The organism is Massilia sp. Masssp93, assembly GCF_059491295.1.
This window is the reverse complement of record NZ_CP168502.1, coordinates 888,881-908,435: the sequence shown is the minus strand read 5'-3', so window position 1 is coordinate 908,435 and position 19,555 is coordinate 888,881. Positions and strand designations below refer to the sequence as shown.

19 protein-coding genes are annotated in these 19,555 nt (G+C 65.4%); 4 read left to right on the top strand and 15 right to left on the bottom strand.

All coding sequences use genetic code 11. The features are described 5' to 3' along the window. Positions 1-136 precede the first annotated feature (136 nt). The 6 genes from ACEN9Q_RS03945 to rpsP all read right to left on the bottom strand — a co-directional run bounded on the left by ACEN9Q_RS03945 (position 137) and on the right by rpsP (position 4,020). Positions 137-1,096, bottom strand: a complete 960-nt coding sequence (locus ACEN9Q_RS03945) for a CobD/CbiB family protein (RefSeq protein ID WP_056440635.1) — start codon at positions 1,094-1,096, stop codon at positions 137-139. Positions 1,097-1,173: 77 nt separating this feature from the next. Then, positions 1,174-1,839, bottom strand: coding sequence for a CoA pyrophosphatase (locus tag ACEN9Q_RS03940; protein ID WP_056440695.1), 666 nt, complete (start codon positions 1,837-1,839; stop codon positions 1,174-1,176). A 59-nt stretch (positions 1,840-1,898) separates the two neighbouring features. Continuing rightward, positions 1,899-2,282 carry a 50S ribosomal protein L19 gene (gene rplS / locus ACEN9Q_RS03935; protein WP_056440636.1) on the bottom strand — a complete coding sequence of 128 codons (384 nt, stop codon included), beginning with the start codon at positions 2,280-2,282 and terminating at the stop codon, positions 1,899-1,901. A gap of 100 nt (positions 2,283-2,382) precedes the next feature. Next, on the bottom strand, positions 2,383-3,144 hold the full coding sequence (trmD, locus tag ACEN9Q_RS03930; protein WP_056440638.1) for a tRNA (guanosine(37)-N1)-methyltransferase TrmD: 762 nt from the start codon (positions 3,142-3,144) through the stop codon (positions 2,383-2,385). A gap of 26 nt (positions 3,145-3,170) precedes the next feature. Continuing rightward, on the bottom strand, positions 3,171-3,701 hold the full coding sequence (gene rimM / locus ACEN9Q_RS03925; RefSeq protein ID WP_495627445.1) for a ribosome maturation factor RimM: 531 nt from the start codon (positions 3,699-3,701) through the stop codon (positions 3,171-3,173). A gap of 70 nt (positions 3,702-3,771) precedes the next feature. Next, positions 3,772-4,020: a 30S ribosomal protein S16 gene (gene rpsP / locus ACEN9Q_RS03920; RefSeq protein ID WP_056440640.1), complete on the bottom strand. Its 249-nt coding sequence runs from the start codon at positions 4,018-4,020 to the stop codon at positions 3,772-3,774. Positions 4,021-4,343: 323 nt separating this feature from the next. On the opposite strand from rpsP, the gene ACEN9Q_RS03915 reads away from it, so the two are divergent. After that, positions 4,344-4,757, top strand: a complete 414-nt coding sequence (locus tag ACEN9Q_RS03915; RefSeq protein WP_056440641.1) for a TM2 domain-containing protein — start codon at positions 4,344-4,346, stop codon at positions 4,755-4,757. Between the two features lie 16 nt (positions 4,758-4,773). Here the strand turns inward: ACEN9Q_RS03915 and ACEN9Q_RS03910 are convergent, their stop codons facing one another. From ACEN9Q_RS03910 to ACEN9Q_RS03870, 9 genes are all read right to left on the bottom strand, one after another. Continuing rightward, entirely contained in the window at positions 4,774-5,505 is a 732-nt protein-coding gene (locus ACEN9Q_RS03910) for a hypothetical protein (RefSeq protein WP_157201836.1), read from the bottom strand. A gap of 223 nt (positions 5,506-5,728) precedes the next feature. After that, positions 5,729-7,519, bottom strand: a complete 1,791-nt coding sequence (locus ACEN9Q_RS03905) for an acyl-CoA dehydrogenase (protein WP_495627444.1) — start codon at positions 7,517-7,519, stop codon at positions 5,729-5,731. A gap of 190 nt (positions 7,520-7,709) precedes the next feature. Beyond that, positions 7,710-8,642, bottom strand: coding sequence for an electron transfer flavoprotein subunit alpha/FixB family protein (locus tag ACEN9Q_RS03900; protein ID WP_495627443.1), 933 nt, complete (start codon positions 8,640-8,642; stop codon positions 7,710-7,712). A gap of 24 nt (positions 8,643-8,666) precedes the next feature. Continuing rightward, positions 8,667-9,416, bottom strand: a complete 750-nt coding sequence (locus ACEN9Q_RS03895) for an electron transfer flavoprotein subunit beta/FixA family protein (protein ID WP_056440649.1) — start codon at positions 9,414-9,416, stop codon at positions 8,667-8,669. Positions 9,417-9,664: 248 nt separating this feature from the next. After that, a complete protein-coding gene (locus ACEN9Q_RS03890) occupies positions 9,665-9,892 on the bottom strand; it encodes a sulfurtransferase TusA family protein (RefSeq protein WP_056440696.1) in 228 nt (75 codons plus the stop codon). A gap of 322 nt (positions 9,893-10,214) precedes the next feature. Next, entirely contained in the window at positions 10,215-12,830 is a 2,616-nt protein-coding gene (alaS, locus tag ACEN9Q_RS03885; RefSeq protein ID WP_495627442.1) for an alanine--tRNA ligase, read from the bottom strand. A gap of 261 nt (positions 12,831-13,091) precedes the next feature. After that, positions 13,092-14,753, bottom strand: a complete 1,662-nt coding sequence (locus ACEN9Q_RS03880; RefSeq protein WP_495627441.1) for a flagellinolysin — start codon at positions 14,751-14,753, stop codon at positions 13,092-13,094. Between the two features lie 69 nt (positions 14,754-14,822). Continuing rightward, complete coding sequence (ugpQ, locus tag ACEN9Q_RS03875) at positions 14,823-15,575, bottom strand: glycerophosphodiester phosphodiesterase (protein WP_495627440.1); 753 nt, start codon at positions 15,573-15,575, stop codon at positions 14,823-14,825. 22 nt (positions 15,576-15,597) lie between these two features. Beyond that, positions 15,598-15,933 (bottom strand): DUF1294 domain-containing protein, encoded by a 336-nt coding sequence (locus tag ACEN9Q_RS03870; RefSeq protein ID WP_495627439.1) that lies wholly within the window; start codon positions 15,931-15,933, stop codon positions 15,598-15,600. A gap of 127 nt (positions 15,934-16,060) precedes the next feature. On the opposite strand from ACEN9Q_RS03870, the gene ACEN9Q_RS03865 reads away from it, so the two are divergent. From ACEN9Q_RS03865 to ACEN9Q_RS03855, 3 genes are all read left to right on the top strand, one after another. After that, entirely contained in the window at positions 16,061-16,582 is a 522-nt protein-coding gene (locus tag ACEN9Q_RS03865; RefSeq protein WP_229412669.1) for a hypothetical protein, read from the top strand. Between the two features lie 32 nt (positions 16,583-16,614). Next, positions 16,615-17,064 carry a DUF3597 domain-containing protein gene (locus tag ACEN9Q_RS03860; RefSeq protein WP_056440660.1) on the top strand — a complete coding sequence of 150 codons (450 nt, stop codon included), beginning with the start codon at positions 16,615-16,617 and terminating at the stop codon, positions 17,062-17,064. A 299-nt stretch (positions 17,065-17,363) separates the two neighbouring features. After that, on the top strand, positions 17,364-19,550 hold the full coding sequence (locus ACEN9Q_RS03855) for a glycoside hydrolase family 9 protein (protein ID WP_495627438.1): 2,187 nt from the start codon (positions 17,364-17,366) through the stop codon (positions 19,548-19,550). The last annotated feature ends 5 nt before the right edge of the window (positions 19,551-19,555 follow it).

The following is a 19,555-nucleotide window of genomic DNA, read 5'->3' as shown; positions in this document are numbered from 1 at the left end:
TGCGGCTTCTGAAACAAAGGCGTGGATGAGAACAACCTGACTATTATATCTTATAGAAGACCTGCGGACGAGCCCCGCGTGCCGATCCGGTCGACCGGCACGATGACGGGCGCAACATCTTGCGGCCCGATGAAGGTCAGCCGAGCAGGACAGCGCCCGACAGCAGCAGCAGGAGCAGCATCCATAATAACAGTGCGCGCCACACCAGGCCGACCGTGCTTTGCAGTGCGCGCACGTTCGGCTCGTCGCCGGGCAGCATGTCGTCCTCGCTGGCCGACAGGTCGACGGCCGCCGCGTCGGCCGGCATGACGCGCGGCGCGTTCTCGGCCGGGCTGCCGAGGCGCACGCCCATGGCGCCGCCGCCCGCGGCCAGGATGATGCCTTTCGATTCGTCCGTCCACCGGTCGGCGAAATTGCGCCACGCATAGATCGCGTCCTCGAAATTGCCGACGACGGCGAACGCGATGGCCGTCAGGCGCACTGGCACCCAGTCGATCCAGTAGAACGCGCGGGCGGCGAATTCGCCGAACGCCTCGTTGCGCATATGGTCCGGTTCGTTCCATGCGCGCGCGAGGTATTCGGACACGCGGTACATGACGGCGCAGGCCGGGCCGAGCGGCATCAGGAACCAGAAGAACACGCCGAACACGTTGCGGTGCGTCGTGATGAGGGATTTTTCGACCGCGATGCGGGCGATTTCCGTCGCATCCATGCCGACCGTGTCGATCCTGGCCCATTCGCCCAGCAGCGTGCGCGCCGTGGCCTCGTCGCCCGCGTTGAGCGCGAACTGGATCGACGTGAAGTAATGGCTGTAATGGCGGAAGCCGAGCGTGAGATAGACGATCAGCACGTTCCAGGCGAACGCGGCGAACACGAGGCGGTAATACAGGAGGGCGCCGTAGATCACGGCCGTCGGCAGCATCAGGACCGCCATCATCAGGAACCAGCCCAGCCGGCCATGGCTGGCCTGGCCGGCATTGAACCAGCCCTCGATCCGCATGGCCAGGCGCTTGATCTCGGCGTAGATCTGGTTATCTGCGCGCAGCGGCTTCAGCTGTTCGATGAGCAGCGCGCACAGGATGGAAAAGAATGTCATGCACGGTCCTTTGTCGTTGTTGCCTTACTTCACTGCCCGCTACGATAGCGCAGAGACCGGCGAGAGTCCATTCCCCATCAGGCGCGTAACAAATGAAACAGATTGCGCAGCATACCCGCCGTCGCGCCCCAGATGAAGAAGCGCTCGTAAGGCATCGCATAAAAACTGCGCCGGCCGCCGCCGTCGGGCAGGTCGAACGACATGCGCTGGTGGTTCATGCCATCCATCAGGAACTGCAAGGGCACTTCAAAAATGGCGGCCACTTCGTTCGATTCGGCGACCAGGTCGAACGGCGGCGTGACGAGGCCCACCACGGGCGTGACGACATAGGCCGAAGCGGTGACATGGTCGGGCAGCACGCCGATGATTTCCACGTGGCGGCGCCCGAGGCCGATCTCTTCCTCCGACTCGCGCAGGGCCGTCTCGATGGGCGAGGAGTCGCCCTCGTCCGTGCGGCCGCCGGGAAAGCTGACCTGGCCCGCATGGTTGGTCAGGTGTTCAGTGCGCTGGGTCAACAACACCGTCAGGCCGTCGGGCCGGCGCACGATGGGTATCAGCACGGCCGCGCGCCGCAGCGCCGGGAAACGCAGGCGCAAGTCCTCGGGCAATTCCGGCGCCCACAGCGGCGGATGGGCAAGGCGCTCGCGCAGCCAGGCGACATCCATGCGCTCGGCCGCCAGGGCGGGCTCGCCGGCGATCGCGTCGACGGGCAGACGCTTGGGATCGATATGCAGTGTTGCCAAGGCTTTCTCCAAAAAGAAAAGGCATCCAAATGGATGCCTTTTCCTCACCACAGACGCTATTACTTCGCAGCAGTCGTAGCGGCTTTGCGGGTCGGCAGTTTCTCTTTGATACGTGCCGATTTGCCCGAACGCTCGCGCAGGTAGTACAGCTTCGCACGACGCACGTCGCCGCGGCGTTTCACTTCGATCGAAGCGATCAGCGGCGAGTACAGCTGGAACGTACGCTCCACGCCTTCGCCCGACGAGATCTTGCGAACGATGAAGTTCGAGTTCAGGCCGCGGTTACGACGCGAAATCACGACGCCTTCGTATGCCTGGGCGCGCTTGCGGTTGCCTTCGACGACGTTGACGCTGACGACGACGGTGTCGCCCGGTGCGAAATCAGGGATGTTGCGGCCGAGGCGCGCAATCTCTTCTTGCTCGAGTTGCTGGATCAGATCCATTTGTAGACTCCTTATACCATCTTGCCGGCGCGTTCGGTGCCCGGTAGAGGATGGGGTTAAACACGGGGGTACCCATGCAGGCACCGATTGGTGCCCGCCTTTATTCCGCGACCTTTTCCAAGGTCGCGAGAAACTGCTCATCGGCCTTCGTCAGCAGACCGGCGCCGCGCGCCTTGTCCAGCAGATCCGGCCGTTTCTTTGCGGTCGCCTCCAGCATACGCTGGCGGCGCCACTTCATGATCTCGGCGTGATTTCCGCCCATCAGCACGGGCGGCACGGCCTCGCCTTCGTAGACTTCCGGACGCGTGTAATGCGGCGAATCCAGGAGGCCGTTCACAAAACTGTCTTCGACCGCCGATGCACCGTCGCCCAGCACACCGGGCAGTTGCCGCACCACGGCATCCATCAGGGCCATCGCCGGCAATTCGCCGCCGGACAGCACGAAATCGCCGAGCGAGATTTCCTCGTCGACGACGCGGTCCAGCAGGCGCTGGTCGACCGCTTCGTAGCGTCCGCACAGCACCACGAGGCCGGGCTCGTTCTTCAGGCCCATCACGCGTTCGTGCGTCAGCGGCTTGCCTTGCGGCGACATGAATACGACGCGCGGCGCCGGGAGACCCATATCGACCTGGCGCTGCTTCGCCGCGCCGATCGTCGCTTCGAGCGGTCTGGCCAGCATCACCATGCCGGGGCCGCCGCCATACGGGCGGTCGTCCACGGTGCGGTGGCGATCTTGCGTGAAATCGCGCGGATTCCAGATCGCGAGGTTCCACAAGCCCTGCTCGTGCGCGCGCCGGGTCACGCCCGACTGCGTCAATGCGGCAAACATTTCGGGAAACAAGCTCACGACGTCAAACTGCATCGGGACCTCGCTTCAGGTGGACGGGATCAATAATCCAGGCCCCAGTCCAGGGTAATCAGTCTGGCTTGCAGGTCGACCGTCTTGACGTACTGGTCCACGAACGGCACCAGCCGCTCCGGCGCCTTGGCGTCGGGAGCGGCGCTCGGATCGGACTCGGGCGTGATGCGCAGAATGGACTGCGCGCCATTGTGCATCATATCGGTGACCTTGCCGAGCGCTTCGCCCTGCAGGTTGACCGTATCCAAGCCGATCAGGTCGGTCCAGTAATACTCGTCTTCCGGAAGCTCCGGAAAATCCGCACGCGACACCTGGACCGTGGCACCCTTGAGCGCCTCGGCCATCTCGCGGTCGTCGACGTCGGCCAGCGTGGCCGTCACGTCGCCGCTGTGATACTTGGCATTCCGCACTTTGACGGTATGCAGCGACGGCTTGTCGATCCACCAGGTTTTGACGCTCAGCAGCGCATCCGCATCCATCGAGTGCGGCGTGACGCGCACGCCACCGCGGAGCCCGTAGGCGCCGGTAATGTAGCCGACCTGGATCAGGTCGTCAGGCACCTGCGTCCCGGCTTGCGCCGGGGTCGATGCCGAATGTGCTGCCGAATCGGTCAAACCGTACAACCTTGAATTAGGCTGCAGCCTTTTGCGACGAGATCAGGCGGGCAACGGTCGGGGACAGTTGTGCGCCAACGCCTTGCCAGTACGACAGGCGATCTGCGGTGATGTTCAGGCCGACTTCCTTGCCCGAAGCCATCGGGTTGTAGTAACCGATGCGCTCGATGAAACGGCCGTCGCGGCGATTGCGCGAGTCGGTTGCAACGATGTTGTAGAACGGGCGCTTTTTGGCACCACCACGAGCTAAACGAATAACGACCATAATATTTCCAAAAGTGTGCTGGACGGAGAAAGCCGACGATTATAGCGCGCTACACCGTGCATCAGCAAGCGTTTATATAATGGAACGTCAAAAACCTGCCGCGGGCTCGCGACGGTTTTTGAGGTTCCGTTAAACAACCAAGAACGCTGGGCGCGCTGTCCCGGCCGAATCCAAGATTATCGCCTATTTTGCGACGCTCCGCCACTATCCCGCCCTGCCGGCTTCCCGGGCGCCGCCTCGTGCGCAGGCGCGCGACCACGAAAGCGCGTGCTACGCATCCCGTTTTGGACGATACTGATGGCTTTCCTTTCAACAATAACGCGATGCCGCAGCATAAGAACAAGACTTTCGCCACCGCCCTCGCCTTCCTGCTCGGCGGGCTCGGCGCGCACCGTTTCTACCTCAAGGGCAGCGTCGACCGCATCGGCCTGCTGCACCTCTGCAGCGTCCCGGCGGCCGGCCTCGTGTACGGGATCGGGCACGCGCCCAATCCGTTCTATGTGCTGCTGCCCCTCATCGTGTCCTGGATCGCCGGGTTCGTCGAAGCCCTGGTCTTCGGTCTCATGCCGGACGAGAAATGGGACGCCCGCTACAACGCCGGCTCCGGACGCACGTCGCATTCGCACTGGTTCGTGATCCTGCTGGTCGTGATTACGATGCTGGTCGGCACGACGGCACTCATCGCCACCATCTCGCGCCTGTTCGACCTGCTCTACACGGGCGGCGCATACGGCTGACCGCGCCGCGCCGGCATCACAAACCGCTCGTATTCCAGTTATACCGGGGCACCTGCGTGGGCGGCGTGCCCGTCACGACCACGATTTCACGGTGCGCATCCAGCGTGATGGCGGACGGATCGGCCGTGACGCGCGTGACCTTTTCCTTGTCGACGACGTAATAGGTCGGCTTGCCCGGCAGGCCGGCCACGGACGTGGCGCTCAACGGTTGCCCCCACAGCGCGAAGAACTGGCCCAGCGTGAAGACCTTGGGCACGTCCGTCTCGATGTGCATGACGCCCGAGCCATCGTGCGTGTGCATCTCGTACGCGCACCCGCTGCCGCGGCCGATCGACTCCGGCAACGCGAGCCGCACGCCATCCTGGTAGACCGACAGCAGCGCGTGGACGTGGTAGTTCTCGTTCTTCGCGCAGCCGACGCCGTCGACGATGGCCGTCCCCGAGTGGCTCCATGCGGGCCAGTGCGGCCGGCTGAAGGTCACCGTGGCTGAAATCTCGGTATAGCCAGGTGCCAGCACGATGTCGGGCGGCGGCGCGGGATCGGTGGGCGGAGGCGGCGCCGGCGTGGGTGCAGGGGTCGGCGCCGGCGTCGGGGCCGGCGTGGGCGCGGGCGTGGGGCTCGGGCTCGGCGCCGCCGGCGGATCGGCGGCCGTCGTCGTGGAGGCGGGATCGCTGCCGCCCCCGCAGGCGGCGAGCGCACACAGTACCGCGCAGGCCGCGGCAATCGGTAACACCGTATCAGGCTTCATGGAAAACATGGGCGCTCCTTGGTTGGCCATGCACCGCGAAACACATCCGTGGGTGCGACAGATCGATTCTAGGAGCACCAACTACCCATTACGCATGACGGGCGTCAAACACCTGGCGCCGGTCGGCAGCGCACAACAAATCGCCGGCCGAACTCCATCGCGGCCGCGCAGCGCCCAAAAAAAAGCGGCCCGCAGGCCGCTTTCGAAGGGTCCGGCGCGAGCGTCAGAACTGGTCGGCGTCCAGCGCCAGCACGCCCGCGCTGCCGTCCACGATCGCATGACGCAGGCCGTCCGCCTGCGCCAGGACATGGTCGGCGAAGAAGCGTGCGGTCGCGATCTTGGCGCGGTAGAACGCCGCGTCGCCGGCGCCGCCCTCCAGCTTTTGGCGCGCGACCAGGGCCGCACGCGCCATCTGCCAGCCGCCCAGCACGATGCCGGCCAGTTTCAGGTACAGGACACTGCCCGCGAACACGCCGCGCACATCGGATTTCGCATTCGCCACGACGTAGTCGACGACGGCTTCCAGCGCCGCGCTGCCGGCCGCCAGCTGCGCGCGGATCGCGGCCAAGTCGGCATCTTGCACCTCGCCGAGCTGCGCCCCGGTCGCGCGGACCTGGGCCAGGATGGACTTCGCCACGGCGCCGCCGTCGCGCACGGTCTTGCGGCCCACGAGGTCGTTGGCCTGGATCGCCGTCGTGCCTTCGTAGATCGTCAGGATCTTGGCGTCGCGGTAGTGCTGGGCGGCGCCCGTCTCTTCGATGAAGCCCATGCCGCCATGCACCTGCACGCCGTCGCGCGCGACGTTCTCGCTCATCTCCGTCGACCAGCCCTTGATCACCGGCACGAGGTATTCGTACGCGGCCAGGCTGGCCTTGCGGGCCGCTTCATCCGGATGGCTGTGCGCCAGGTCGGACAGGCCGGCGCCGACGTAGGCGAGCGCACGCGCCGCTTCCGTCTGCGCGCGCATGGACATCAGCATGCGGCGCACGTCCGGGTGGTGGATGATGGCGACAGGACCCGCGGAGCCTTCGACGGCGCGCGACTGGACGCGCTCCTTCGCGAACGCGACGGCCTGCTGGTAGGCGCGTTCGGCGAGGCCGATGCCCTGCATGCCGACGCCGAAGCGGGCCGCGTTCATCATGATGAACATGTATTCGAGGCCGCGGTTTTCTTCGCCGACCAGCGTGCCGATCGCGCCGCCATGGTCGCCGAACTGCAGCACAGCGGTCGGGCTCGCCTTGATCCCCAATTTGTGCTCGATCGAGACGCAGTGCACGTCGTTGCGTTCGCCCAGCGAGCCATCGTCGTTCACGTGGAATTTGGGGACGATGAACAGCGAGATACCCTTCACGCCCGTGGGCGCATCCGGCGTGCGCGCCAGCACGAGGTGGATGATGTTCTCCGCCATGTCGTGCTCGCCGTAGGTGATGAAGATCTTGGTGCCGAAGATCTTGTACGTGCCGTCGCCCTGCGGCACGGCGCGCGTGCGCACGGCGGCGAGGTCGGAACCGGCCTGCGGCTCCGTCAGGTTCATGGTGCCGGTCCATTTGCCGCTGATCAGCGGCTCGATGAAGCGCGTCTTCTGTTCGTCGGTGCCGGCGGTCAGCAGCGCCTCGATGGCGCCGTCGGTCAGGAGGCCGACGAGCGCGAACGCGATGTTCGCGCTATTGAGCATTTCGATGCACGGCGTGGCGACGAGCTTGGGCAGACCCTGGCCTCCGAATTCGGCGGGATGCTGCACGCCCTGCCAGCCGGCGTCCGCGAAGCTCCTGAACGCTTCCTTGAAGCCTTTCGACGTCGTGACCTGGCCGTCGTGCCAGTAGCTCGGCTCCTTGTCGCCAGGGTGGTTCAACGGGGCGACGACGCCGCCGCAGAATTTCGCGTTTTCTTCCAGCACGGCTTCGACGGTGTCGGGCGTCGCGTCTTCGCAGCCGGGCAGCCGGTTGATCTCGGACAGGTTGGCCAGTTCGTTCATCACGAACAGCATGTCTTTCAGGGGGGCGTTGTAGGTCACCGCGGTCTCCTCGTTTTCTCTCGTTTACGTAAACGTCAACCGCCGAGCGCAAAAAAGGCGGGAACCCAAATATCCGGCGCCGCCAGCAATGGCAAGCGCCGGTCGTACGCTACGGACTTGGGTTCCCGCCTGCGCGGGAACGACGTATTTTTTTGCTGGTGGCCATGCGTGCATGCCACCAGCGGGCGGCTTAGCCCAGTTCCTTGACCAGGGCCGGCACGACCTCGAACAGGTCGCCGACGATGCCGTAGTCGGCCACCGAGAAGATCGGCGCTTCCGGATCCTTGTTGATGGCGACGATGGTCTTGGAATCCTTCATGCCGGCCAGGTGCTGGATCGCGCCCGAGATACCGACGGCGATGTACAGCTGCGGCGCGACGATCTTGCCGGTCTGGCCGACCTGCCAGTCGTTCGGCACGTAGCCGGCGTCCACGGCGGCGCGCGACGCGCCCATGGCGGCGCCCAGCTTGTCGGCCAGCGGTTCCAGGATCTTGAAGTTGTCGCCCGAACCCATGCCGCGGCCACCCGAGACGACGACCTTGGCGCCGGTCAGTTCCGGACGGTCCGACTTGGCCACTTCGCGGCCCACGAAGCTCGACTTGCCCGAGTCCGCGACGGCGGCGACGGTCTCGACGGCGGCCGAACCACCTTCGGCGGCGGCGGCGTCGAAGCCGGTGCCGCGCACGGTGATGACCTTCACCTTGTCCGTCGACTGCACGGTGGCGATGGCGTTGCCGGCGTAGATCGGGCGCTCGAACGTATCCGGCGAATCGACCTTGGTGATTTCCGAGATCTGCGCGACGTCCAGCTTGGCGGCCACGCGCGGCAGCACGTTCTTGCCGTGGGCGCTGGCGGGGGCCAGGATGTGCGAGTAGTTGCCGGCGACGGCCAGGACCTGCTCGGCGACGTTCTCGGCGAGGCCGTCGGCGAACTGCGGCGCGTCGGCGACCAGCACCTTCGCGACGCCGGCGACCTTGGCGGCGGCTTCCGCGACGGCGCCGCAATTGCTGCCGGCGACGAGGATGTGGACGTCGCCGCCGCATTGTGCGGCCGCGGTGACGGTGTTCAGGGTGACTGCCTTCAGCGCGGCGTTGTCGTGTTCAGCAATGACGAGTGCGACCATGATGTTCCCTTATGTATTCTGTACTTAGATGACTTTGGCTTCGGTACGCAGCTTCGCAACCAGGGTCGCCACGTCGGGCACCTTGACGCCCGCCGAACGCTTGGCCGGCTCGGCGACCTTGACGGTCTTCAGGCGCGGCGTGACGTCGACGCCCAGGTCTTCCGGCTTGACGGTCGTCAGCGGCTTTTTCTTGGCCTTCATGATGTTCGGCAGCGTGACGTAGCGCGGCTCGTTCAGGCGCAGGTCGGTGGTGATGATCGCCGGCAGCGTCAGCTGCACGGTTTCCAGGCCGCCGTCCACTTCGCGGGTCACGGTGACCTTGCCGTCTTCCAGCACGACCTTCGAGGCGAACGTCGCCTGCGGCCAGCCCAGCAGCGCAGCCAGCATCTGGCCGGTCTGGTTCGAATCGTCGTCGATCGCCTGCTTGCCCAGGATGATCAGCTGCGGCTGCTCTTCGACGGCCAGCGCCTTCAACACCTTGGCCACACCCAGCGGCTCGATCTCGGCACCGGTCTCGACCAGGACGCCGCGGTCGGCGCCGATCGCCATCGCGGTACGCAGGGTTTCCTGGGCCTGCGCCACGCCGCACGTCACGGCGACGATCTCGGTGACCTTGCCGGCTTCCTTCAGGCGCGTGGCTTCTTCCACCGCGATCTCGTCGAACGGGTTCATCGACATTTTGACGTTGGCGATATCGACGCCACTGCCGTCGGACTTGACGCGGACCTTGACGTTGTAGTCAACCACGCGTTTGACGGGTACCAGGACTTTCATAGTGTGCCTTTGAAAAATGGGTGAAAGACTAAAAATGATCCGAATTATAAAAGCAAATGTCGTTCAGGTCAGAATTAAAGCACGATCGTGCGTTTTTCGGTTAGAGGAATCACCCTAATCGTGTTTCATTGTGTTATCGGATTCTCGGAGAAAACCGGCGGGAGCGCCGAATGGTTGTGTATTGCCCCGCTCACGCTGACGGGGTGGCCTGCCCGGCGGTCCGGGCGGTGCGAGGCGCGGGTAAGCGCTTACTTACGGCGGAGCCAGAACGTGAATTCGCCGTTGATGTTCGTATGCGCCAGGAGCGCGTTGCCGGTCTGCTTGGCGAACGCCTGGAAGTCGCGTACCGAACCGGTGTCGGTGGCGACGATGCGCAGCACTTCGCCGCTGGCGAGCTCGGCGAGGGCCTTCTTCGCCTTGAGGATCGGCAGCGGGCAATTCAAGCCACGCGCATCCAGGTCCTTCTGGACCTCGATGGTGCCGGTGTCGATTATGGTTTCGCTCATCGATTGCCTGCTAGTTGGTAGGGCATTGACCCGATAGTACTCCAATTACCCCATTATGACGCGCCGCACCAAAATTTGGTATCCATGTTGCGGTGTAACAACGTCAATTACTTGACAGGCTGGAAGAGATGAGGCGGCGATGACCGGATGAGAGGGATGTAGGGTGGTCGGCTTTGCCGACCACGCGTTCAATTGCAACTAGGTTGATGTGGATCAATTCATGAGTAAATTGAACGCGTGGGCGGAATCCACCCACCCCGACCCGCGACGCATGCGCCGCCGGTTACAACAGTCAGGCGGAAACGCGCTCGCCGACCCAGCCGGCCACGCCGGCCAGCGCCTGCGGCAACCCTGCCGGGTCCGTACCGCCTGCCTGGGCCATGTCCGGACGTCCGCCGCCCTTGCCGCCGACCTGCTTGGCGACGAAGTTGACGAGATCACCCGCCTTGACCTTGCCCGTGGCGTCGGCGGTGACGCCGGCGATCAGGCTGACCTTGCCCTCCAGCACGGATGCCAGCACGATGGCGGCCGTCCCGAGCTTGTCCTTGAGCTTGTCCATCGTCTCGCGCAGGCCGGCGACGTCGGCACCTTCCATCGTTGCGGCCAGCACCTTGATGCCGTTCACGTCGATGGCCTTCGTCACCAGTTCATCGCCCTGGCCTGCCGCCAATTTCGATTTCAGCGCCGCGATTTCCTTCTCCAGCGACTTGACCTGGTCCTGCACCTGGCCGATGCGGACCGGCAGTTCGTCCGGGCTCGTCTTCAGCGCGCCGGCCGCTTCGTTCAGCTTGCGGTTGATCGATTGCACCAGCGCCAGTGCGCCCTCGCCCGTCACGGCTTCCACGCGGCGGATGCCGGCGGCGACGCCCGATTCGGACACGATCTTGAACAGCCCGATGTCGCCCGTGCGGGTGACGTGCACCCCGCCGCACAGCTCTTTCGACGAGCCGATGTCCAGCACGCGCACGGTGTCACCGTATTTCTCGCCGAACAGGGCCATGGCGCCATGCTTGATCGCGTCGTCCATCGACATGTGGTGCGCCACGGTCGCGTGGTTCTGCAGGATCTCGGCATTGACGATCTGCTCGACCTTCGTGATTTCCTCGGCGGTCAGCGGGGCATTGTGGCTGAAGTCGAAACGGGTCTTGTCCGGATCGACCAACGAGCCCTTCTGCTGCACATGACCGCCCAGCACTTCGCGCAGCGCCTTGTGCATCAGGTGCGTCGCCGAGTGGTTGCGGATGGTGCGGGCGCGTTTGACTTCATCGACTTGCGCGTCGACCAGGTCGCCGACTTTCAGCGAACCCGACTGCAGCACGCCGTGGTGGCCGAACACGTCCGCCTGGATCTTCAGCGTGTCTTCCACTTCGAACAAGCCGCCCGGCGATTTCAGCAGGCCCTTGTCGCCCACCTGGCCGCCCGACTCGGCGTAGAACGGCGTCGTGTCCAGCACGACGATGCCGTCCTGGCCGGCCTTCAATTCCTGCACCGGGGCGCCGGCCGTGTACAGCGCGACGACGCGGCTGTTGTGCACGAGCGCTTCGTAGCCGACGAAGGTCGTCTTTGCGCCCGAGTACTCGACGTTGGCGGCCATCTTGAACTTGCCGGCGGCGCGGGCGGTTTTCTTCTGCTGCTCCATGGCGGCATTAAAACCTGCCTCGTCCAGCTTGATGTTGCGCTCGCGGCAGATGTCGGCGGTCAGGTCCAGCGGGAAGCCGTAGGTGTCGTACAGGGTGAAGGCGGTGGCGCCGTCCAGGTTCTGCGGGTCCTTCGCGAGCTGCGCTTCCAGGATCTTCATGCCGTGCTCGAGGGTCTCGCCGAAGCGCTCTTCCTCGGCCTTCAGCACCTGCATCACGCGCTCTTTCGCCTCATGCAGTTCCGGGTACGCGGCGCCCATCTCGATGTCCAGGTCGCCGACGAGCTTGTAGAAGAACGGCTTCGTCTGCCCCAGTTTGTGGCCGTGGCGCAGCGCGCGGCGGATGATGCGGCGCAAAACGTAGCCGTGGCCTTCGCTGCTCGGGATGATGCCGTCGACGATCATGAAGCTGGCCGCGCGAATATGGTCGGCGATCACTTTCAGCGAATTGTTCGCGAGGTCGGTCGCGCCGGTTTCGCGGGCGGCGGCCTTGATCAGGTTCTGGAACAGGTCGATCTCGTAGTTCGAATGCACGTGCTGCAGCACGGCGGCCAGGCGCTCCAGGCCCATGCCGGTGTCGATCGACGGCTTCGGCAGCGGGGTCAGCACGCCGGCTTCGTCGCGGTTGAACTGCATGAACACGAGGTTCCAGATCTCGATGAAGCGGTCGCCGTCTTCTTCCGGCGAGCCTGGGGGGCCGCCCCAGATGTCCGGGCCGTGGTCGTAGAAGATTTCCGTGCACGGGCCGCACGGGCCGGTGTCGGCCATCTGCCAGAAGTTGTCCGATGCGTAGCGCGCGCCCTTGTTGTCGCCGATCCGGATGATGCGCTCCGCCGGGACGCCGATCTCGTTGGCCCAGATGCCGTAGGCTTCGTCGTCTTCGAAGTAGACGGTGATCGTCAGTTTTTCTGCCGGCAGGTCATACACCTTGGTCAGCAGTTCCCAGGCAAAGTGGATGGCGTCGCGCTTGAAATAGTCGCCGAGGCTGAAATTGCCCAGCATTTCGAAGAACGTGTGGTGGCGCGCGGTGTAGCCGACGTTTTCCAGGTCGTTGTGCTTGCCGCCGGCGCGCACGCAGCGCTGCACGGTGGTGGCGCGCTTGTACGGGCGCGTATCCAGGCCCAGGAACACGTCCTTGAACTGCACCATGCCGCTGTTGGTCAACAACATCGTCGGGTCGTTGCCCGGCACGAGCGGGCTGGAGCGGACGATCGTGTGGCCTTTGGACTCAAAGAACTTGAGAAACTTTTCGCGAATTTCGGTGGATTTCATGTCGTAGGGGCGGATTTAGGCAGCTTGCTATATAAAGAAAATCGATTATAGCGTAGCTATTGAAGGTAAATAGTTTTCGCGAGATTGGCTGTTGCAGGATCGGCAACAATTCTGGATCGGCATGGCGGGCTCGGGGAGCCCACCCTACGGACGCCCCGAGTCCACGCGACGCCGATCAGCATAGGTAGGGTGGGCACCCAGTGCCCACGCGACGTCGATCAGCATAGGTAGGGTGGGCACCCCGTGCCCACCCGACGTCGATCAGCGCAGCAGCGCCAGCACCGCCCGCGGCTCTCCGTTGGCCTGTGTAAGCATCGCCGATGCGGCCTGCTGCAGGATCTGGACGCGCGTCAACTGGACCGTGTCGCCGGCATAATCGACGTCCTGGATGCGCCCGCGCGCCGCTTCCAGGTTCATCGATGCCGTCTGGTTATTGCTGGCCACGACATCCATGCGGTTGCTGTAGGCGCCCACCTGCACGCGCTGCTCGCTGACGAAGGCGAGCGCGTCGTCGATGTGCAGCAGCGCCACCGCCGTGTCGTGCATGTCCAGGTCGCCGAGCCCCAGCGCGTTTGCATTCACGGCCGCGAACTGCATGTCGATCAGGTCGCTGGCGTCGGCCCCGGCCTGGATCTGCACGCGACGCATGGACGGCGCGGCGGTGCCGATGTCCGGATACTCGACCTTGAAATTGCGCAGCGGCCGGTCCGGCGTGCCGGAGCCGGCGTCGGCGACGACGCCCTGCGCGTCGCGCGACGGCCCACCGTCCGCGTCGAGCCCGCCGATGGCGCCCGTGTCGGCATTCGCCAGGTTCATCGTGTCGGTGATGAAGCTGGCGCCGTGCGCGGAGAAGTCCGCCATGAAATCGCCCGTGTCGTGGTACTGCCCGCCGGTGACGGCGTTCAGGGCGGTGTCGAGGTCGGCCGTGCGGTGTGCGCTCAGGTAGGTCATCAGGCCCTTCATGCCGCCGTCGACGCCCATGCTTTTCAACCTGTCGTGCAGGTAGCGCGACGCGACGTAGCCGCCTTCGTAGGTAAAGCCGCCGCCCGCGATCGTCCCGACGATGTCGTCCGCCGTCTGGCCGCTGGCCAGCGCGCCCGCCACGCGCTCGTCCGCACCCTGGATCAGCTCGGCCGTGCCTTCCGTGAACCATTGCGGGAAATTGAAACTGGTCGAGCGCAGCATGATCGCGTGCACCATCTCGTGCGCAACGACCCTGTCATCGTACAGCGGCCCCGAGCCGCCGTCCGGCGTCGTGATGTCGCTGAAATCGGCCATGTCGATGTTCAGCGTGATGTCGCTGCCCGGCGCCGTCGAGCCCGTGACAGATGCGAGCACGCCGCTCTGCCCGTCCGTCGTGTCGAGGTTGATCTTGAGCGTCACGCCGTCGGCTTGCAGGCCGTAGTACTGCTGGACCATGTCTTCGGCGGAGCTCAGCCAGCCGGCCCTGAGACTGTCCAGGACGGCACGTTTCTTCTTGTCCTCGTTCGCGTTCCCATTATCCTGAGAAAAGATCGTCTGGCCATTGAACGTGGCGCCGTTGCCGGTCTGCGTGATATGCGTGAGGATCTGGTCCGCTTCCGCCTGCAGGGTGTTGCGGTCGCTGTCCGTGTACGCGCCGTTACCGGACGCGACCGCCAGTTCGCGCAGGCGCTGCAGGCTGTCGGTGATGTTCGACAATGTGCTGTCCGCCACCTGCAGCATCGACGTCGCGTCGTTGATGCTGCGCATGGCCTGGCTCATCCCTGTCAGCTGCGACGTCATGCGTGACGCCAGCGCCTGGCCGGCGGGATCGTCCGAGGCGCCGCCGATGCGCGCGCCCGAGCTCAGCCGCGCGATGAGGCGGTTCGCTTCATTCGTATGGTCCGCGAGCTTGCGCTGGGTGTTCAGTGACAGTGAATTGTTGTTGATCGAAAGTGACATAAAGACCGTGACCGGTAGCCGAATGTCATTAACGACAACGCGTTACAATTCTTGAGGGAACGATCCGGTTTAATTGAAAGCGGGACCGATGAGGTCGATCCGGTCCGTGCACAATCCGTCCACGCCCCAGCCGAACAGCTCGCGCGCACGGGCCGGCGTGTTGACGGTGTAGCAGAACAGGCCGAAACCGGCCGCCTTCACCGCGGCGGCCTGGGCGGCCGTCAGCCGCTTGTGGTCCGTGTGGATGGCGACCACGTCCAGCGCCCGCGCGCGGCGCGCCCAATCGCGCGGGAGCGATGCCGTCAGCCATGCCCGCGGCAACGCCGGCGCGGCGTGCCGGGCCGCCTCCAGCGCCGCCTCGCTGAACGAGGACAGCAGCGGCGCCGTCTCCACCCGGCCGGCGGCGAGGTCGTCGGCGAACAGGGCGGCGGCCAGGCGCGCGACCACGGTGCCGGTCCGCGCGTCATGGCCGGGCACCGGTTTGATCTCGATGTTCATCCACACGCCGTGCGCCTTGCAATACTGCGCGAACTCCGCGAACAGCGGCACCGGCTCGCCCGCGAATTCGGGTGCGAACCAGGCGCCCGCATCGCGCGCGGCGAGGTCGGGCGCGTCGATCTCGGCCACCGACCCGGACCCGGCCACCGTGCGGCCCAGCTCGGGATCGTGCAGCACGACGGGGACGCCGTCCCGCGCCAGCATGACGTCGAATTCGATGGCGCGGAATCCCGCTTCGATGCCGCGGCGCAGGCCGGCCAGCGTATTTTCGGGCGCCAGCGTGCCGCCGCCGCGGTGCGCCAGGATCTTCGGGTAAGGCCACATGATTGCTCCTCGTGAACGGTGCTCAGGCCAGCGCACGCGCCAGCACGCAGAATCCGGCGAGATTGGCGCCGACGGTCAGCCAGAACAAGTACCGGAACGGCATCTTGACGGTCTTGTGGCGCAGCCATTGTTGCGCCAGCAAGGCGCCGGGCCAGCCGCCGGCGAGGCCCAGCAGCAGCAAATCCCGCTCGGCCGTGCGGCGGTCGCCGCGCCGGGCCGCCGCCTTGTCGCGCGCATACAGCGCGAAGCAGGCGACGCTGGCCAGCACGTACGCCAGCCCCACCGCGGACGGCAGGCCCAGCGCCAGCGCGGCATAAGCGTACAGGGCAAGGAACAGGAGCAGCGGCGCATAGGTCATGGCGCCAGCTTACGGCATGAGTGTCCACCAAGCAATGCCCGCGCCATTTCCTGTCCGTTAGCGACCGTACGGAGGAATCCCGCGCGAACGCCTACCCTTGCCCTTCGACGTCAACGCGGAGAACATCATGAGCTTTGATTTGGGCAATCTGTTGCAGCAATACCTGGGCGGCGCCAATCCGAACGTCAACCCGGCGCAGGCCGAGAACGATTTCGACAGCGTGGCCCAGAACGTGCCGCGCGCCACCGTCGCGCAAGGCGTGACGCAGGCGCTGCGTTCGGACCAGACGCCGCCGTTCGGGCAGATGGTCAGCCAGCTGTTCAGCCACAGCAATCCCGACCAGCGCGCCGGCATGCTGAACCATCTGCTGGCCAGCGTGGGGCCGTCCGTGCTGTCGTCCGTGGCGGGCGGCGCGCTGGGCAACCTGCTGGGCGGCGGCCAGGCCCGCGTGTCGCCGGAACAGGCGAACCAGGTGTCGCCGGACCAGGTGCAGGAACTGGCTTCCAAGGCCGAACAGCAGAATCCCGGCATCGTCGACCGCATGGGCGACTTTTATGCCGAACACCCGACCCTGCTCAAGGCCATCGGCGGCGCGGCGCTGGCGATCGCGCTCGGCCATATGGCGCAGGGCATGCAGCAGCGCCATTGAGCGCATCCATCCATCACCGAAAAGGACTCGCTATGGGTATCCTGAGTAATATCTTCCACAAGATCTTCCCGTCCTCGCATCCCGCCGCCCAATCCGGCGGACAGGCCGACCCGGGCTCCCAGCAACGCGCGCCGCAGCCGACGCAGCAGCCCGCGCAGCAACCGGCCCCGCAATCCGCGCAACAGCCGCAGGCGGCGCCGGCCGCTGCTCCCGCGACGATGCAGCAGGTGGACGTGGAAGCCGTCCTCAACAACATGGAGCGGCAGTCAGGCCAGCAACTGAACTGGCGCACGTCGATCGTCGACCTGCTCAAGCTGCTCGGCCTCGATTCCAGCCTGCAGTCGCGCAAGGAACTGGCTGCCGAGCTGCACTACACGGGCGATACCAACGACTCGGCCAGCATGAACATCTGGCTGCACCGCCAGGTCATGAACAAGCTGGCGGCGAACGGCGGCAAGGTGCCGGCCGACCTGAAGGACTAAGCCTCACCCTCCTCACCTCCCGACCGGCGGCGTCCATGCCGCCGGCAAATTTCATACGTCGGACTGGTCGTTTTCGTTCTGGCGGGGCCGCGACGGCCCTCGCATAATGAACACATCAATGCCCCTTCCCCACACGTTCTTTTGTCACATCGCCGCCGCATGACGGGCGCGGGCAATGCACGCATCACCCGATGAATTCCAGCGGCGACAACGACGGCCGGCCGTTGCCGCCCGGCCCGCCCGCGCCCAGCGAGGTGGGCTCGTCGAGCCCGGCCTGCATACCTTCGACAGAGAAAAACATGGAGATCAAGAAGAGCGTACTGCTGACACTGGCGGCACTGAGCGCACCCGCATGGGCGCAGACGTGCCAGCCCAGTGCCACGACCCCGTACATCAACATCAACGGCACCACCTCGTGGGCGGTCAATGCCACGGCCGCGCTGAATACCGGCTCGACCGTCGTCCTCGGGCCGCAGCCGGTGTCCGGCACGTGGGCGTGGAGCGGCTGCGGCACATCGGGATCGACGCGCGAGCAGACCATCAAGCTCACCAATACCGGCACCAGCGCCACCACTTGCACGGCCACGGCCACCTACACGAACAGCTGCGGCGCCAAGTCGACCCAGCAGTACAACTTCACGGTGTGGCCGGCCATGGCGGCCAATGCCGGCACGTACATCATGGTCGACCAGTTCGGCTACCTGACCAACGCGCGCAAGGTCGCGGTGCTGCGCATGCCCCGTACCGGCTACGACGCCGGCATCCCGCAGTTCTGGCCCCAGCAGGTCAGCGTGGTGAACTCGGCCACGGGCGCGACCGTGTACACGTGGTGGCCCACGGAATGGAACAGCCGGGCGACCGATCCGTCGTCGGGCGACCAGGTCTGGCACTTTGACTTCAGCAACATCACGACGCCGGGCACATATGAGATCGTCGACGCCGGCGGCCAGCGCTCGGCCCGCTTCGAGATCGGCGACAACGTCTACCGCAACGTGCTGATCCAGGCCGTGCGCATGTTTTATTACCAGCGCCTCGGCCAGGCCAGGACCGCGAACAACGCGGGCCTGAACTGGGCGGACGGCGCCGGCAACCTTGGGCCGGGCCAGGATTCGCAGGCACGGCGCTTCCTCGACGCCGGCAACGCCGCCACCGCGCGCGACCTGCGCGGCGGCTGGGCCGATGCGGGCGACTACAACAAGTACACCAGCTGGGCGGCGGGCTACGCGGGAGAACTGATGGACGCCTACGTCCAGAATCCGACCGTGTTCACCGACGATTTCAATCTGCCCGAATCGTACAACGGCATCCCGGACATCCTCGACGAAGCGAAGTGGGGCCTGGACTGGCTCAAGCGGATGCAGAATGGCGACGGCTCGGTGCTGTCCGTTGTCGGCGTCGTGGGTGCGAGCCCGCCGTCCACGTCCACCGGCCCCAGCTATTACGGCGACGCCAGCACGACGGCCACGCTGGCCACGGCCGCGGCCTTCGCGGAGGGCGCCAAGGTGCTGGGCAGCCTGAACAACGCGTCGCTGAACACGTATGCGGCCGACCTCCTGACGCGCGCGAAGAACGCCTGGAACTGGGCGCAGGCCAACCCCAACGTCCTGTTCTACAACAACGACGCGAACCATGGCACGTCCGGCCTCGCCGTCGGCCAGCAGGAAACGGACGACAACGGGCGCAAGTCGCTGAAACTGGCGGCGGCCGTCCGCCTGTTCGCCGCCACGGGCGACGCCGCCTACCAGAGCTACGTCGACGCGAACTATACCGACGCGGCGATGTTCAAGAGCTGGAACCTGTCGGGCTTCAGCGCCGGCGACGCCCGCAACCTGCTGTACTACGCGTCGCTGCCGAACGCGACGTCCACCGTGGCCTCCGCGATCCGCACGCAATTCCTCGACCTGTGGGGCCGCGCCGACTACGACGGCTGGGGCAAGGTCGACGCGCAGACCGACCCGTACCGTGCCTTCATCGGCTCGTACACCTGGGCCAGCAACGCGGTCAAGGCGAATGCCGGCACGCTGTTCGCCGAAGAAAGCTATTACGGCATCAGCCGCCACACGGCCGACCAGGATGCCAACGCCGCGGCCGACTACGCGCACTACCTCCACGGCGTGAACCCGCTGGGCAAGGTCTATCTTTCGAATATGTACAGCTTCGGGGCGGAGAATTCCGTCAACCGGCTGTGGCATACGTGGTTCACCCAGGGCACGCCGTGGAACGACGCCAGGCAATCGCCGTACGGCCCGGCGCCGGGCTACCTGGTGGGCGGTCCGGCCGGCACGCAATACAACTGGGACGGCAACTGCCCGAACGTGTCGTCGAAATGCGGCTCGGCCCCGCCGTCGCCGCCGTACGGCCAGCCGTCGCAGAAGACCTATCTCGACTTCAACGACGGCTGGCCGCTGAACTCGTGGTCGGTCAGCGAGCCCTCGAACGGTTACCAGACGGCGTATATCCGCCTGCTGGCCCGCTTCGTGAAATAAGCATC

Excerpts from the sequence above, each read along its gene's own strand:
- rplS (WP_056440636.1), bottom strand. The coding sequence starts at position 2,282 with ATGGATCTGATCCAGCAACTCGAGCAAGAAGAGATTGCGCGCCTCGGC.
- trmD (WP_056440638.1), bottom strand. The coding sequence starts at position 3,144 with ATGCAGTTTGACGTCGTGAGCTTGTTTCCCGAAATGTTTGCCGCATTG.
- alaS (WP_495627442.1), bottom strand. The coding sequence starts at position 12,830 with ATGAAATCCACCGAAATTCGCGAAAAGTTTCTCAAGTTCTTTGAGTCC.
- ACEN9Q_RS03880 (WP_495627441.1), bottom strand. The coding sequence starts at position 14,753 with ATGTCACTTTCGATCAACAACAATTCACTGTCACTGAACACCCAGCGC.
- ACEN9Q_RS03895 (WP_056440649.1), bottom strand. The coding sequence starts at position 9,416 with ATGAAAGTCCTGGTACCCGTCAAACGCGTGGTTGACTACAACGTCAAG.
- ACEN9Q_RS03865 (WP_229412669.1), top strand. The coding sequence starts at position 16,061 with ATGAGCTTTGATTTGGGCAATCTGTTGCAGCAATACCTGGGCGGCGCC.
- ACEN9Q_RS03860 (WP_056440660.1), top strand. The coding sequence starts at position 16,615 with ATGGGTATCCTGAGTAATATCTTCCACAAGATCTTCCCGTCCTCGCAT.
- rpsP (WP_056440640.1), bottom strand. The coding sequence starts at position 4,020 with ATGGTCGTTATTCGTTTAGCTCGTGGTGGTGCCAAAAAGCGCCCGTTC.
- ACEN9Q_RS03915 (WP_056440641.1), top strand. The coding sequence starts at position 4,344 with ATGCCGCAGCATAAGAACAAGACTTTCGCCACCGCCCTCGCCTTCCTG.
- ACEN9Q_RS03900 (WP_495627443.1), bottom strand. The coding sequence starts at position 8,642 with ATGGTCGCACTCGTCATTGCTGAACACGACAACGCCGCGCTGAAGGCA.
- ACEN9Q_RS03910 (WP_157201836.1), bottom strand. The coding sequence starts at position 5,505 with ATGAAGCCTGATACGGTGTTACCGATTGCCGCGGCCTGCGCGGTACTG.
- ACEN9Q_RS03870 (WP_495627439.1), bottom strand. The coding sequence starts at position 15,933 with ATGACCTATGCGCCGCTGCTCCTGTTCCTTGCCCTGTACGCTTATGCC.
- ugpQ (WP_495627440.1), bottom strand. The coding sequence starts at position 15,575 with ATGTGGCCTTACCCGAAGATCCTGGCGCACCGCGGCGGCGGCACGCTG.
- ACEN9Q_RS03945 (WP_056440635.1), bottom strand. The coding sequence starts at position 1,096 with ATGACATTCTTTTCCATCCTGTGCGCGCTGCTCATCGAACAGCTGAAG.
- ACEN9Q_RS03855 (WP_495627438.1), top strand. The coding sequence starts at position 17,364 with ATGGAGATCAAGAAGAGCGTACTGCTGACACTGGCGGCACTGAGCGCA.